This window comes from Serratia sp. CY37869 (genome assembly GCF_052168895.1).
GTDB classification, from domain to species: domain Bacteria; phylum Pseudomonadota; class Gammaproteobacteria; order Enterobacterales; family Enterobacteriaceae; genus Serratia; species Serratia ureilytica.
Genome location: NZ_JBJNLU010000002.1, coordinates 565,931 through 578,911, shown reverse-complemented (window position 1 = coordinate 578,911; position 12,981 = coordinate 565,931). Strand labels below are relative to the sequence as shown.

14 protein-coding genes are annotated in these 12,981 nt (G+C 62.7%); 6 read left to right on the top strand and 8 right to left on the bottom strand.

From position 1 onward, the window contains the following. Positions 1-12 precede the first annotated feature (12 nt). The 5 genes from osmF to ACJ8J1_RS13065 form a co-directional block, all read right to left on the bottom strand. The gene (osmF, locus tag ACJ8J1_RS13085) at positions 13-942 is read right to left on the bottom strand and encodes a glycine betaine ABC transporter substrate-binding protein OsmF (RefSeq protein ID WP_033642355.1); all 930 of its coding nucleotides are present in this window, start codon (positions 940-942) and stop codon (positions 13-15) included. 40 nt (positions 943-982) lie between these two features. Then, the gene (locus ACJ8J1_RS13080) at positions 983-2,014 is read right to left on the bottom strand and encodes a fatty acid desaturase (RefSeq protein ID WP_033642354.1); all 1,032 of its coding nucleotides are present in this window, start codon (positions 2,012-2,014) and stop codon (positions 983-985) included. A gap of 89 nt (positions 2,015-2,103) precedes the next feature. Beyond that, positions 2,104-2,580: an OsmC family protein gene (locus ACJ8J1_RS13075; protein WP_033642352.1), complete on the bottom strand. Its 477-nt coding sequence runs from the start codon at positions 2,578-2,580 to the stop codon at positions 2,104-2,106. A gap of 140 nt (positions 2,581-2,720) precedes the next feature. Next, positions 2,721-3,095 carry a cell envelope integrity TolA C-terminal domain-containing protein gene (locus tag ACJ8J1_RS13070; RefSeq protein ID WP_033642351.1) on the bottom strand — a complete coding sequence of 125 codons (375 nt, stop codon included), beginning with the start codon at positions 3,093-3,095 and terminating at the stop codon, positions 2,721-2,723. 41 nt (positions 3,096-3,136) lie between these two features. Then, positions 3,137-4,048, bottom strand: coding sequence for a LysR substrate-binding domain-containing protein (locus ACJ8J1_RS13065; protein ID WP_033642350.1), 912 nt, complete (start codon positions 4,046-4,048; stop codon positions 3,137-3,139). 140 nt (positions 4,049-4,188) lie between these two features. Here ACJ8J1_RS13065 and ACJ8J1_RS13060 point away from each other — a divergent pair, with 140 nt between their 5' ends. From ACJ8J1_RS13060 to ACJ8J1_RS13050, 3 genes are read left to right on the top strand one after another with little or no spacing between them, the layout of a single operon-like run. After that, positions 4,189-4,833, top strand: coding sequence for a hydrolase (locus ACJ8J1_RS13060; protein ID WP_004939390.1), 645 nt, complete (start codon positions 4,189-4,191; stop codon positions 4,831-4,833). A 48-nt stretch (positions 4,834-4,881) separates the two neighbouring features. Then, complete coding sequence (locus tag ACJ8J1_RS13055; protein WP_033642349.1) at positions 4,882-5,427, top strand: antibiotic biosynthesis monooxygenase; 546 nt, start codon at positions 4,882-4,884, stop codon at positions 5,425-5,427. A 21-nt stretch (positions 5,428-5,448) separates the two neighbouring features. After that, positions 5,449-7,320: an amidohydrolase gene (locus ACJ8J1_RS13050; RefSeq protein ID WP_033642348.1), complete on the top strand. Its 1,872-nt coding sequence runs from the start codon at positions 5,449-5,451 to the stop codon at positions 7,318-7,320. A gap of 101 nt (positions 7,321-7,421) precedes the next feature. Here ACJ8J1_RS13050 and ACJ8J1_RS13045 read toward each other — a convergent pair whose 3' ends face one another. The 3 genes from ACJ8J1_RS13045 to ACJ8J1_RS13035 all read right to left on the bottom strand — a co-directional run bounded on the left by ACJ8J1_RS13045 (position 7,422) and on the right by ACJ8J1_RS13035 (position 9,595). Next, positions 7,422-8,552: a Gfo/Idh/MocA family protein gene (locus ACJ8J1_RS13045; protein ID WP_033642347.1), complete on the bottom strand. Its 1,131-nt coding sequence runs from the start codon at positions 8,550-8,552 to the stop codon at positions 7,422-7,424. Positions 8,553-8,779: 227 nt separating this feature from the next. Further along, complete coding sequence (locus ACJ8J1_RS13040; RefSeq protein ID WP_033642346.1) at positions 8,780-9,403, bottom strand: glutathione S-transferase family protein; 624 nt, start codon at positions 9,401-9,403, stop codon at positions 8,780-8,782. A gap of 9 nt (positions 9,404-9,412) precedes the next feature. Then, positions 9,413-9,595: a DUF1127 domain-containing protein gene (locus ACJ8J1_RS13035; RefSeq protein WP_071845081.1), complete on the bottom strand. Its 183-nt coding sequence runs from the start codon at positions 9,593-9,595 to the stop codon at positions 9,413-9,415. A 180-nt stretch (positions 9,596-9,775) separates the two neighbouring features. Here ACJ8J1_RS13035 and ACJ8J1_RS13030 point away from each other — a divergent pair, with 180 nt between their 5' ends. The 3 genes from ACJ8J1_RS13030 to ACJ8J1_RS13020 all read left to right on the top strand — a co-directional run bounded on the left by ACJ8J1_RS13030 (position 9,776) and on the right by ACJ8J1_RS13020 (position 12,981). Next, a complete protein-coding gene (locus tag ACJ8J1_RS13030; protein ID WP_033642345.1) occupies positions 9,776-11,212 on the top strand; it encodes an aminotransferase-like domain-containing protein in 1,437 nt (478 codons plus the stop codon). A gap of 81 nt (positions 11,213-11,293) precedes the next feature. Then, positions 11,294-12,319, top strand: a complete 1,026-nt coding sequence (locus ACJ8J1_RS13025) for an AraC family transcriptional regulator (protein ID WP_033642344.1) — start codon at positions 11,294-11,296, stop codon at positions 12,317-12,319. Then, positions 12,316-12,981 (top strand): epimerase, encoded by a 666-nt coding sequence (locus ACJ8J1_RS13020; protein WP_033642343.1) that lies wholly within the window; start codon positions 12,316-12,318, stop codon positions 12,979-12,981. Before ACJ8J1_RS13025 ends, ACJ8J1_RS13020 begins: the two co-directional genes overlap by 4 nt.

The following is a 12,981-nucleotide window of genomic DNA, read 5'->3' as shown; positions in this document are numbered from 1 at the left end:
GGCACCTCGGCATTATCCCTTAACAAACCCTTTCTCTTTCAGGTAAGCGGCCGCCACCTGTTTGGCGTCCTGGCCTTCCACGGCGATCTGCGCGTTGAGCTTTTGCAGCGTCGGCCCGTCCAGCGAGGCGAACACCGGCTTCAGCAGTTCAGGCAGATTGGCGTGCGCCTTCAGCGCCGCTTCGCGCACGATCGGCGCCGGTGCGTAGATCGGCTGTACGCCTTTCGGGTCCGCCAGCGTCTGCAGCCCCAGCGCCGCCACCGGGCCATCGGTGCCGTAGGCCATCGCCGCGTTGACGCCGGAGGTCTGCTCCGCCGCCGCCTTGATGGTCACCGCCGTGTCACCGCCGGCCAGGGACAGCAGCTGATCCTGATTCAGTTTGAAACCGTAGGCGTTCTGGAACGCCGGCAGCGCATCCGGCCGCTCGATAAATTCCGCCGAGGCCGCCAGCTTGAACTTGCCGCCGCCGTTGATCCACTTGCCGAGATCCGACAGCGTCTTCAGATGGTTGGCCTCCGCCACGTCCTGCCGAATGGCGATGGTCCAGGTGTTGTTGGCCGGCGCCGCATCCAGCCAGACGATTTTGTTTTTGTCGTAGTCGAGCTGCTTCACCTTCTCGAAGCCGGCCTGGGCGTTCTTCCACGCCGGATCTTTCTCATCGGCGAAGAAAAACGCGCCGTTGCCGGTGTATTCCGGGTAGATGTCGATCTCGCCGGAGGTGATGGCGCCGCGCAGCACCTTGGTGGTGCCGAGCTGCAGCTTGTTGGTGGTCTTGATGCCGTTGGCTTCCAGCACCTGCACGATGAGGTTGCCGAGCAGCGAACCTTCGGTATCGATCTTGGAGCCGACGCGCACCGAGTCGGCCGCCTGCGCCAGACCGCCGGTGGCCAGCAGGGCCAGCGCGACGGCAAAGGAACGTCCGCGTGATAAGGTGATTGCCATACTTTTCCTCTGGTTATATGTTTTCCGGCTCATGGGCCGGTTAGGTTGGAAAATCCTGAGAAACACGCTTCCAGCGCGCAATAAAGTTTTTCTTCGGCCGGGCACCGCGTTCCTCCCGCCGTTCGCCGGCGCTCAGCGGATGCACGCCGACGTCGATCGGCGTCAGGGCGTAATCGCGCAGCCACTCGCCGTAGCCCTGCGCGACAAATCCCTGGCTGCGCCGCTGATATGCCTCACGCTCCGCCAGATAGACTTCGCGCAAACCATACCAGGGCAGGCCGGGCAGATCGTGATGCACTAAATGGTAGTTCAGATTGAGAAACAGCAGCCGCCACGGCTGGCCCGCCTCATTAATAATAGAACGTGCCTGCGGTGCGTCCACGGCGCGATGCTCAAAAAACGATCTTACCTTGGTCAGCGCCAGCGCCGGGTAGCTGATGGCCAGCAGGTAAAACGCCGCACCGATACCCTGCGCCTGCAGCCAGTTCAGCAACATCGCCAACAGCGACAGGTGCACTCCCCACATCACCCAGGTACGCCACTCCCCGGCGGCAAGCGCTTTCACCGCCCCAGCCAGGGTCGCGGCGATATCCAACGCCGGGCCGAGGAGCACCCGGCCGATCAGCGTATTGCGCACGGCGGCCAGCAGCGGCAACAGGCGGGGATAGCGCCGCCACTGCGCGGCGCTGAAGTAATAGCTTTCGGGATCTTCGTGCGGATCGGTCAGGTGGTCGTTGCGGTGGTGGCGCAGATGCGAATCGCGATACAGCCCATAGGGATACCACACCGCCAGCGGCAACAGGCCGAACAGCTGATTGACGCGCGGCCAGCGCGTCGGATGGCCGTGGATCAGCTCGTGTTGCAACGACAGGTACCAGGTGGTCAGGAGAATCAACAGCGGCGCGCCAAGCCACGGGCCCAGCGTTTGCCATCCCAGCGCCACGCCGAACCAGCCGCCGTACACCGCCGCCATGATCCCCCAGGTGGGCAATTCCATTCGCCAATAGCGGCGCCGATAAAGCTGCCTGATTCGTTCGCGCTGTTCGGGGTGCAAATAGTGGGCATGGGACATGCTGCGGCTCGCGGTGAGAGATTTTCTCCCAGTATCCGCGAGCCGTAGCGGCGTTCAAAATAACGAAAATGGCAAAGCTAAGTGAAAATTCAGCGGGTTGCGTACGCGGCCTGCGGTTCGCACGCCACCGGGAAATTCACCGAATTGGCGATAAAGCACAGGTGATGCGCCTTCTCATGCAGCTGTTGCGCCAGTTGCAGATCGTCGCCGTCGCGCACCGTGACCTGCGGCCGCAGCGTCACCGAGGTGAAAAAGCCGCCGCGCGCGGCGTCTTCGCGCATCACGCCCACGGCATCGTCCTGATAGGCCAGCACCGAAATTCCCGAGGTGGCACACAGATGCAAGTACCATAATTTGTGGCAAGCGCTGAGCGATGCTACCAGCAAATCCTCCGGATTCCAGCGCGTCGCGTCACCGCGGAAGGCCGGATCGGCTGAGCCGGCGATATCGGCCTTGCCCACGGCGCCGATCAGGTGATCGCGTCCATAAGCGCGATAATCTTCCGTGCCTGCGCCCAGATTTCCCTGCCAGGTCACCGAGACCTGATAATGATGCTCGCCTTTCATGTCTTTTGCTCCCGTTGGCCGGCCAATGAAAAATTGTCTGGGTGCATGCCCGGAGAACACTATTGGCGGAAAAGCGTGAATACGCAAACGACGAAACGAGAAAAAACGGGCCGCGCAGGCAGCCCGTCGGTCACATCCCTTCAGGGAACGAAATCGAGCACCACGGCGTTGAACAACGCGTATTCAGTGGCGCTGGCCATCGGCGGAAACTGCGCGCGCTGCACCGCCTCGTTGGCCGCTGCGCACAAGGGCGCATCGCCTCTTACGATCTTGCTGCTCGCCAGTTTCCCGTCCGGCCGCAGACGGATGCTGATGGTGCAGCGTTGGCCGCGCGCATGCTCCGGCAAACGCAGCTCGCGGCTCACCGCGTTATGCACCCGCACCGGATAGCTGAGCGGCGCCGCAACCGGCGCCTCGGTCTGCGGCGACGGCAAGGGGGTGCCGGCCTGACGCCCGGCGCCCGCGCCGCAGCCGCTCAACAGTAACAGCGCCAACAGGCTTAGTGTCTTTTTCATTCCCTATGTCCTTATTGGGGATTAATCTTTATCGAGCGCCCTTACTGCGCCGCTGGGTAAGCCTCACCGTCATCCGCGTAACGCTGCAGCCGCTCGCGCCACCACTTGGCCGCCAGGCCGCTGGCGCTTTCCCGCCAGCCGAAGTAGGCGATGTCGTTGCAACGTTCCGATTCGACGCGTTTCGCCACCAGTTCGCCGCTGTTCAGGTAAGGTTCCGCCAAGGCGCGCGGCAGATAGCCGCAGCCCAGCCCGGCCAACTGCGCCTGCAGCTTGGCGTCGAAGCCGAAGACCGTCAGCGTGTCTTGCTCTTCCAGCAGGTTCAGGCTCTGCGGCGCGTTGACGCGCGAGGTATCGCGCACCACCACCGCCCGGTGCTGACGGATCTCATCCTTCGGCAACGGTTCCGGCAGCGCGGCCAGCGGATGCTGCGGCGCGACGGCGAACACGTAATCCAGCTGCCCCAGGCGGCTGAACGCATAGCCCACCCGCGACGGCGGCTCGCAGATGGCGCCGATAATAATGTCGGCGCAGCCGTAAACCAGCGACTCCCAGGAGCCGGCCAGCACCTCGTGACTGAAGCGCAGCCGGGTATGGTGATGCTGCCGGTAGAACTCTTCTATCAGCGGCAACAGGCGGGCAAACGGGAAGGAGGCGTCGATCCCGAGCGTGATCTCGCTTTCCCAGCCGTTTTCGACATAGCGCGCCTGCTGTTCCAGATCCTGCGCCGCGCGCAGCAGCACCCGCCCTTTTTCCAGCATCAGCTTGCCGGTATCGGTGAACTTCGCCCGATGGCCGGAGCGATCGAGCAGGGTGATGTCGAGATCGTTCTCGAGCTTTTGCACCATATAGCTCAGTGCCGAAGGGGTTTTAAACAGTGCGGCGGCCGCGGCGGCGAAAGATCCGTGCCGGTCCAGCGCATCCAAAATCAGCAGCGCTTCCAGGTTTAATCTCATGTTTTCTCCCGTGTATAAAAAAACTCAACAAGTCGGCAAAAATTCTGCGGTATCTTTGAAATCGCCCTCTGCCTACCATGGGTTTTATCGGCGTTACACTCATCAGATGTTCAACCGAAATATCACTGGGAAGGTAAATTATGTCCAAGTTTCAACTGCTTGATAAAGACAACTCCGCACTGATTTTTATCGATCATCAACCGCAAATGGCCTTCGGCGTGGCTAATATTGATCGTCAGCAACTGAAAAACAACGTTGTTGGTTTGGCGAAGGCAGGCAAGATTTTCAACGTTCCTACCCTTTTCACCTCGGTCGAAACCGAAAGCTTCAGCGGCTATATCTGGCCGGAGCTGCTGGCGGTACACCCTGAAATCACCCCGATTGAACGCACCTCGATGAACTCCTGGGAAGACGCGGCCTTCGTCAAAGCCGTGGAAGCCACCGGCCGCAAAAAGCTGGTGATCTCCGCGCTGTGGACCGAAGTGTGCCTGACCTTCCCGGCGCTGATGGCGCTGGAAGCCGGCTATGAAGTGTATGTGGTGACCGACACCTCCGGCGGCACCTCCGTCGATGCGCACGAGCGCTCGATCGATCGCATGGTGCAGGCCGGCGCCGTACCGGTGACCTGGCAGCAGGTGCTGCTGGAGTACCAACGCGACTGGGCGCGCAAAGACACCTACGACGCGGTGATGGCGCTGGTGCGCGAACACAGCGGCGCGTACGGCATGGGCGTCGACTACGCTTACACCATGGTGCACCACGCACCGGCCCGCACGGTGAAATAATTCCCCCTGCCCCGGCCCCGCGCCGGGGTATTTTCAGGAGTCGGTTTTATGGCCCATCCGCAGCATGTCACGCTGGTGATCACCCACCGTTTGGCGCCGGGGAACGAGCAGGCCTATGAGGCCTGGCTGAACCGCATCATGCCGGACGCCGCGGGCTTCACCGGCCATCTGGGCGTCAACATCATCCGCCCATCCGACAGCGAACAGGCCTATACGGTGCTGGTCCGCTTCGACAATGTCGATAATCTCTACCGCTGGCTCAACTCGCCGCTGCGCAAGCAATACATCGAAGAAGTCACTCCGCTGTTGCTGGAGAATGACCATATCGAGATCCGCCCCGGCGCGGAGTTCTGGTTTACCCCGCCCAACCCCGGCGTGCGCCAACCGCCCCAGTGGAAGCAGTTCATCATCACCCTGCTGGTGATCTTCCCTTCCACCAATCTGGTGCCCTGGTTTTGGGGGCTGGCGCTGCCGCAGTTGAACGGCACGCTGCTCGGCCATTTTCTCAATGACGCCACCGTGGTCGCCCTGGTGGTGTACCTGTGGATGCCCATCGTGACTCGCGTTTTTCATCAATGGCTGATCCGCCGCTAGGCGGTTCGCCGGGAGAATGTTATGAACCACCACGCTTCATTGATCCTCACCAACGGCAAATTTCACACCGTTGACCGCCAAAACCTCACCGCGCAGGCGGTCGCCATTCGCGACGGCAAGTTTCTGGCGGTCGGCAGCGAAGGCGAAGTCATGCAACACGCCGGGCCGGAAACCCAGGTGATCGATCTGCACGGCCACACCGCCATTCCGGGCCTGAACGACTCGCACCTGCACCTGATCCGCGGCGGCCTGAACTACAACCTGGAGCTGCGCTGGGAAGGCGTGCCTTCGCTGGCCGACGCGCTGCGCATGTTGAAAGAGCAGGCGCTGCGCACGCCGAGCCCGCAATGGGTGCGGGTGGTCGGCGGCTGGACCGAGTTCCAGTTTGCCGAACGCCGCATGCCGACGCTGGACGAAATCAACCAGGCGGCGCCGGACACGCCGGTATTTATTCTGCATTTATACGATCGCGCGTTGCTCAACCGCGCGGCGCTGAAAGTGGTCGGCTACACCAAAGACACGCCGAACCCGCCGGGCGGCGAGATCCAGCGCGACGCCAACGGCAACCCGACCGGCATGCTGATCGCCAAACCCAACGCCATGATCCTGTACGCCACGCTGGCGAAAGGGCCGAAGCTGCCGTTGGAACAGCAGGTCAACTCCACCCGCCAGTTTATGCGTGAGCTGAACCGCCTCGGCCTCACCAGCGCCATCGACGCCGGCGGCGGTTTCCAGAACTACCCGGAGGATTATCAGGTGATCGCCGAGCTGCACGAGAAAAAGCAGCTGACCATCCGCATCGCCTATAACCTGTTCACCCAGCGGCCGAAGCAGGAACTGGAAGACTTCGAGCTGTGGACCGACATGCTCAAACCGGGCCAGGGCACCGACTTCTATCGCCACAACGGCGCCGGCGAGATGCTGGTGTTTTCCGCCGCCGACTTCGAAGACTTCCTGCAGCCGCGCCCGGATCTGCCGCCGGGCACCGAAGACGAGCTGGAGCGAGTGGTGCGCCATCTGGTTGAGCACCGCTGGCCGTTCCGCCTGCACGCCACCTATGACGAATCCATCAGCCGCATGCTGGACGTGTTCGAGAAGGTGAACCGCGATATTCCGTTCAACGGCCTGCACTGGCTGTTCGACCACGCCGAAACCATTACCGAACGCAATATCGAGCGCGTCAAGGCGCTGGGCGGCGGCATTGCGGTCCAGCACCGCATGGCGTTCCAGGGGGAATATTTCGCCGACCGCTACGGCATCGAAGCCACCAAACATACGCCGCCGGTAGCGAAAATGTTGGCGGCCGAGCTGCCGGTCGGGCTGGGCACCGACGCCACCCGCGTCGCCAGCTACAACCCGTGGACGGCGCTGTACTGGCTGGTCTCCGGCCGCACCGTCGGCGGCATGGCGATGTACGACGACAGCGCCCGGCTGGATCGCGAAACGGCGCTGATGCTGTGGACCCAGGGCAGCGCCTGGTTCTCCACCGAACAGGGCAAGAAAGGCCAGATCAAGGTCGGCCAACTGGCGGATTTGGCGGTGCTGTCGCAGGACTACTTCAGCGTGCCGGAAGAGCAGATCAAAGGCATCGAGTCGGTAATGACGGTGGTGGACGGCAAGGTGGTCTACGCCGCCGGCAGCTTCTCGCCGCTGGCGCCGCCGCCGCTGCCGGTGCTGCCGGAGTGGTCGCCGGTCACCCAGGTGCCGGGCCATTACCGCTCCGCGCCGCCGTCGGCGGCGGCCCGCGTCGGGGTAGTGAGCCAGGCGCACCAATGCTGCGGCCCGTGCGGCGTGCACGCGCACCAGCATGACATCGCGCGCCGCTCCAGCATCCCGGTGTCGGACGAGAATGCCTTCTGGGGCGCGTTCGGCTGTTCGTGTTTCTCGTTCTAAGTTATCAAGCCAATAACTTATTATAAAATTAATTTAATAAGCTATTAAGCTGGCAACATAACAAATTAATGGCGCTGTCCGCGGAGAGCGCCATTTCCTTTTCAATCGCGGTTGATCTCCAGCCAGCGCCGCTGCTCGGCGGAGGCGGCTATCGCGTCCAGCACGCACGACACCTTCCAGCCCTCTTCAAAGTCCGGCCACATGCGATCGCCCGCGGCGATGCCGTTGACCAGATCGCGGATCTCCACCGTCTTCTGATCGTTAAAACCAATGCCGTGCCCGGCGCTGATGCAAAACGCCGCATAGTCCGGGTGCTTCGGTCCCACCAGCAACGTCTTGAACCCCTGCCGCTCCGCCGGTTCATCGTGTCGATACAGCTTCAGTTCGGCCATCCGTTCCTGGGTATAACTCAGCGTGCCTTTGGTGCCGGTAACCACATAGGTCAGCCCCATCTTGCGCCCGCAGGCGATGCGCGACGTTTCGATAGTGCCCATCGCCCCGCCGGCGAAACGCAACAGCGCACTGGCCTGATCTTCGTTTTCCACCGGATGCATACGCGACGGGTCTTGCGGATCCGGCCGCTGTTTGATCACGGTCTGCATATCGCCAGAGACCGCCACGATATCGCCCACCAGGTAGTGCGCCATATTGACGATGTGCGCCGCCAGATCCCCCAACGCGCCCAGCCCGGCGCTGGCGCGGCGGCAGTGCCAGTCGATCGGCGTGCGCGGGTCGGCCAGGTAATCCTCATTGTGGGTGCCGTAAAAATGCACCACCTCGCCGATTTCGCCGTTGGCGATGATCTCGCGCGCCAGCTGGCTGGTGGGGTTCTTCATGTAGTTGAAACCCACCAGCGTTTTCACCCCCTTGGCGCGGGCGGCCTGCACCATCTCCGCCGCGTCGGCGGCGTCCAGCGCCAGCGGTTTTTCCGAATACACGTGCTTGCCGTGGCGGATCGCCGCCAGCGCCATCTCTTTGTGCAAGAAGTTGGGGGCGCAGATGTCCACCACGTCGATCGCCGGATCGGCCACCAGCTGCCGCCAGTCGCCGGTCGAACGCGCAAAGCCGAACTCGGCCGCGCGCTGCGCCGCCAGCTCGGGCGTCACCTCCGCCAGCATCTCCAGCACCAGATCCCCTTTAAGGGGAAATACCGTGGGGGCCTGCGCATAAGCGATAGCGTGACAACGCCCGATATAGCCGGTGCCGATTAACCCAACGCGTACCTGTTTCATCATCCTCTCCCGTGACCGAAATCTTGCCTGAAACCCGGCGCCCTGAGTGAAACGCGCCAGCTGATAACGGTTTTATATGGAATATAAATTTCAATAACAAGCGCACGGAAAAAGAAAGTTCGGATTCGTGATGTCGTTCATGAAACGTTGACAGGATGATGCAAAAGGAAAATCCGAACGCGGCGTTGCCGTATCCGGATAAGGTAAAATGAACCATTTATTTCATATTACGGTAAACCGTTGGCACCGTGCTGAACGTAGCCAGGGCGTTGCAGCAGGCGCTGCTGATAGGCCGCCAGCGCCGCATACTCCGGCCGCTCGAACGGCGTCATCAGCCAGCGATTGAGCGACAGCCCCAGCACCACGTCCGCCAGCGTGAAGGCGGCGCCGGCGGCGTAAGGGCCGTGCTGCGCCAAATGCGCATCCAGCAAGCCCATCAGCCGATTCCACTCGCGCTCGGCGGCGGCCAGGCTGGCGGCATCCTGGTAATCCGCATGCCCGCGCACGCGCGACATGAACACATAGCGCCAGGCGCCGTTCAGATCGGTGGCCTGCCAGTCCATCCACATCTCCACCGCCGCGCGCGCGCCGGGTTCCTGCGGCAGCAGATCGCGGCGCCCTTCCCGCCCCGCCAGATAGCGGCAAATGGTGTTCGACTCCCACAGCACCCGTGCGCCGTCGATCAGCACCGGCACCAGGCCGTTGGGATTGAGCGCCAAAAACTCGGGTTCCTGCGTGGAGCGAAAGCCGCTGCCCCAGTCTTCCCGTTCCAGCGTCAGCCCCAGCTCATGGCTGGTCCACAGCACTTTACGCACGTTGATCGATGAGGCTTTGCCCAATAATTTCAGCATCCGCTTTCCTTATTCTCTCCAGAACGGTTTATACCCTTCTCGCCAGGCATCCGCCCGCGTCAGGCCGATATCCGCCAGTTGCCTGTCGTTCAGCAGCAGTAACTCTCTGCGCGTTCTGCGACGCAACAAATACCAACGCCAGCGTGACCAGCCTCCCCGTCGCCACGTCGTCATGCCATCAAACAGAGCCATCTTATTATTCCCCCTGATGTTTTCGCCTTGTTGTGATGATGCGCGCCGGGCAAAAAACAATACAGATGCACGTTAGCGCTATTTTTTTCATACAGCTGCATACCAAAATGCGCTGAATGGTTTACTTTTGAGGCATCTGTACCGGTTTTTCGGTTACTTTTCCTGATGAGGGATATCTGTATGACACGCTACGCCACGCTGGCCGCCATTCTCAGCCAACGCATTCAGCAAGGGCTGTATCCGGTCGGCCACCGCTTGCCTTCGGTGCGCGCGCTGAGCCTGGAACACGGCGTCAGCATCAGCACGGTGCAACAAGCCTACCGCCTGCTGGAAGAACGGCGCCTGGTGGAAGCGCGACCGAAATCGGGCTACTTCGTGCATGCGCAGCGCACGCAGGCCGAGCTGCCCGCCATGACGGCGCCGACGCAGCGGCCGGTGGACATTTCGCAATGGGAACAGGTGCTGGAACTGGTGCGCACCCGGCCGCGCGAGGGCCTGATCCAACTGGGGCGCGGCATGCCGGACATCGCCGAGCCGACGATGAAACCGCTGATCGTCGCCCTGCGCAACGCCGCCCGTCACGGCGACTTGCGCAGCCTGTATTACGACAGCATCCAGGGCGTGACCGCGCTGCGCGAACAGGTCGCTCGCCTGCTGCTGGATTCCGGCTGCCAAATCGGCGCCGATCAGTTGCTGATCACCACCGGCTGTCAGGAAGCGATCTCCGCCGGGCTGCGCGCCGTTTGCCAACCCGGCGACATCGTGGCGGTCGATTCCCCCTGTTTCCACGGCACCATGCAAACGCTGAAGGGATTGGGCATCAAAGCGCTGGAAATCCCCACCGATCCGCTGACCGGCGTGAGCCTGGCGGCACTGGAGATGGCGCTGGAACAGTGGCCGGTCAAGGCCGTCCTGCTGACGCCCAACTGCAACAACCCACTGGGCTACATCATGCCCGACGCCCATAAACAGCGGCTGCTGACGCTGGCGCAGCGCCACGACGCGGCGATCATCGAGGATGACGTTTACGGCGACATCGCCTATCACTACCCGCGGCCGCGCACCATCAAATCGTTCGACGAAGATGGCCGCGTGCTGCTGTGCAGCTCGTTTTCCAAAACGTTGGCGCCGGGGCTGCGCGTGGGCTGGATCGCGCCCGGCCGTTATCTGGAGCGGGTGCTGCACATGAAGTTCATCGGCTCCGGCGCCACCGCCACGCAGCCGCAGCTGGCGATCGCCGACTTCATCCGCGGCGGGCACTATCTGAAGCACCTGCGGCGCATGCGCGCCCGCTACCAGCAAAACCGCGACCGCATGACCGATCTGATCCTGAAATACTTCCCGGCCGGCACCCGCGTCAGCCGGCCGCGCGGCGGTTTTATGCTGTGGATCGAACTGGACGAGGCGTTCGACACCCTGCGGCTGAACCGCCATCTTGAACAGCAAGGCGTGCAAATCGCCGTCGGCAGCATTTTTTCCGCCGCCGGCAAGTATCGCAACTGTCTGCGCATCAACTATGCGCCGACGCTGACGACGGAGATCGAACAGGCGGTACAACGGGTCGGCGCCACCATCCAGGCGCTGATGCCGACCGACAGTTTGGCGCAATCGGATTAAATCTTGACGCGATCGGATTATCGGCGCACGGACAGGCTGTTTTAGAGTAATGCCTTCTCTTACCACTGGCAGGCAACAACCATGAGCAGCGATCAAATTCCGGTTTCCAACGCGTTGGCGGTGCGCCTCGCGGCGCAAGGCGTCGATCTCGAACGGGTCGGTCAGTTAGCCGGCTTGCCCGCCGGGCTGCTCAGCGAGCGGCGCGTAAAAGTGCGGTTGACCACCCACCAGTTCTTCGCCGTCTGGCGCGCCCTCGCCCAACTGAGCGACGATCCCGCCTTTGGCCTGCGGCTGGGCGGCGACGTCGCGCCGGAGCATTACGATATCGCGTCGGTCGCCGCACTGCACTCCGCCACGATGGGCGAGGCCCTGCGTAAAGTCGCGCGCTACAAACGGTTGGTGTGCCCGGAAGAACTGATGCTGGAGGAAGATGGCGACAGCGTTCGGCTGCATACGCGTTGGACGATGATCGAGGACCATACGCCGGAATTGCTGATAGACACCATGTTCGCCTCTATCACCACCCTGTGCCGCCGTGGCACCGGTTTACCGCTGCAGCCCAAGGCGCTTGAGGTGACCCGCCGTCGCGATCCCCACTCACCGCTGCTGCGCCACTTCGGCTGCCCGGTGCGATTCGACGCGCCGCTGGACGTGCTGGTATTTGACCGTGCGCTGATGCAGCAGCCGCTTATCACCCACGACCAGGACATGCTGGCGCTGCTGCTGCCGGAGCTGGAGGCCGAGTTGGCCGAAGCGCGCGCCGAGCAAGACTTGCCCACACAGGTGATGACGATCCTCGGCCGCAGCATGCGCGGCCAGCGCCCCAGCGTCAACAGCGTGGCCGCGGAGCTCTATCTCAGCCCACGCACGCTGCAGCGCCGTCTGCAACGGCACGGCTACAGCTACCAGCAGTTGTTGGACAAAACCCGCCACCGCACCGCCTGCCGCTTGTTGGCGGAGACCGATCTTGAGCCAGGGGAAATCGCCTTTGTGCTGGGATTCGAAGAGCTGAATTCGTTCAGCCGCGCCTTTATTCAGTGGGAAGCGCTGACGCCCAGCCGCTGGCGCATGCAGCGCACCGCCGGCCAGTGGGAGAACAGAGCATGAAAGTGATTATCTTCGGCGCCAGCGGCATGGTGGGCCAGGGCGCGTTGCGGGAATGCCTGCGCGATCCGCGCGTCAGCGAGGTGCTCAGCATCGGCCGTCGTCCGGTGGCGCAGAGCCACGCCAAGCTGCGCCAGCTCTCCCTGCCCGATCTGCGTGATCTGTCGGCGCTGGAGCCGCAGCTCGCCGGCTATGACGCCTGTTTCTTCTGCCTGGGGATTTCGTCCGCCGGCCTGAGCGAAGCCGAATATCGCGCGGTGACTTACGATCTGACGCTGGCCGCCGCCCGCCCGCTGGCGAGGCTGAATCCGACGATGGTCTTCCTCTACGTTTCCGGCGTCGGCACCGACAGCAGCGAACGCGGCCGCAGCATGTGGGCCAGGGTCAAGGGCGCCACCGAAAACGCGCTGCTGGCGCTGCCGTTCCACGCGGTGATGTTCCGCCCCGGCGCCATTGTGCCGCTGCACGGCATTCGCTCCAAAGTCCGCGCATACGATCTGATTTATCGGCTGTTCAAGCCGCTGTGGCTCGGCGCATTGCGACTGTTTCCCGCGCAGGTGAGCAGCACCGAACGAATCGGGCTGGCGATGCTGGCGGTGGCGCGCCGGGAAACGGCCTTGCGCATCCTGGAGCCGCCGCAGATCAATCAACTGGCGACGCGCTGA

Bases quoted from the DNA above. Each gene is read 5' to 3' on its own strand.
- osmF (WP_033642355.1), bottom strand. From the start codon at position 942: ATGGCAATCACCTTATCACGCGGACGTTCCTTTGCCGTCGCGCTGGCC.
- ACJ8J1_RS13080 (WP_033642354.1), bottom strand. From the start codon at position 2,014: ATGTCCCATGCCCACTATTTGCACCCCGAACAGCGCGAACGAATCAGG.
- ACJ8J1_RS13075 (WP_033642352.1), bottom strand. From the start codon at position 2,580: ATGAAAGGCGAGCATCATTATCAGGTCTCGGTGACCTGGCAGGGAAAT.
- ACJ8J1_RS13070 (WP_033642351.1), bottom strand. From the start codon at position 3,095: ATGAAAAAGACACTAAGCCTGTTGGCGCTGTTACTGTTGAGCGGCTGC.
- ACJ8J1_RS13065 (WP_033642350.1), bottom strand. From the start codon at position 4,048: ATGAGATTAAACCTGGAAGCGCTGCTGATTTTGGATGCGCTGGACCGG.
- ACJ8J1_RS13060 (WP_004939390.1), top strand. From the start codon at position 4,189: ATGTCCAAGTTTCAACTGCTTGATAAAGACAACTCCGCACTGATTTTT.
- ACJ8J1_RS13055 (WP_033642349.1), top strand. From the start codon at position 4,882: ATGGCCCATCCGCAGCATGTCACGCTGGTGATCACCCACCGTTTGGCG.
- ACJ8J1_RS13050 (WP_033642348.1), top strand. From the start codon at position 5,449: ATGAACCACCACGCTTCATTGATCCTCACCAACGGCAAATTTCACACC.
- ACJ8J1_RS13045 (WP_033642347.1), bottom strand. From the start codon at position 8,552: ATGAAACAGGTACGCGTTGGGTTAATCGGCACCGGCTATATCGGGCGT.
- ACJ8J1_RS13040 (WP_033642346.1), bottom strand. From the start codon at position 9,403: ATGCTGAAATTATTGGGCAAAGCCTCATCGATCAACGTGCGTAAAGTG.
- ACJ8J1_RS13035 (WP_071845081.1), bottom strand. From the start codon at position 9,595: ATGGCTCTGTTTGATGGCATGACGACGTGGCGACGGGGAGGCTGGTCA.
- ACJ8J1_RS13030 (WP_033642345.1), top strand. From the start codon at position 9,776: ATGACACGCTACGCCACGCTGGCCGCCATTCTCAGCCAACGCATTCAG.
- ACJ8J1_RS13025 (WP_033642344.1), top strand. From the start codon at position 11,294: ATGAGCAGCGATCAAATTCCGGTTTCCAACGCGTTGGCGGTGCGCCTC.
- ACJ8J1_RS13020 (WP_033642343.1), top strand. From the start codon at position 12,316: ATGAAAGTGATTATCTTCGGCGCCAGCGGCATGGTGGGCCAGGGCGCG.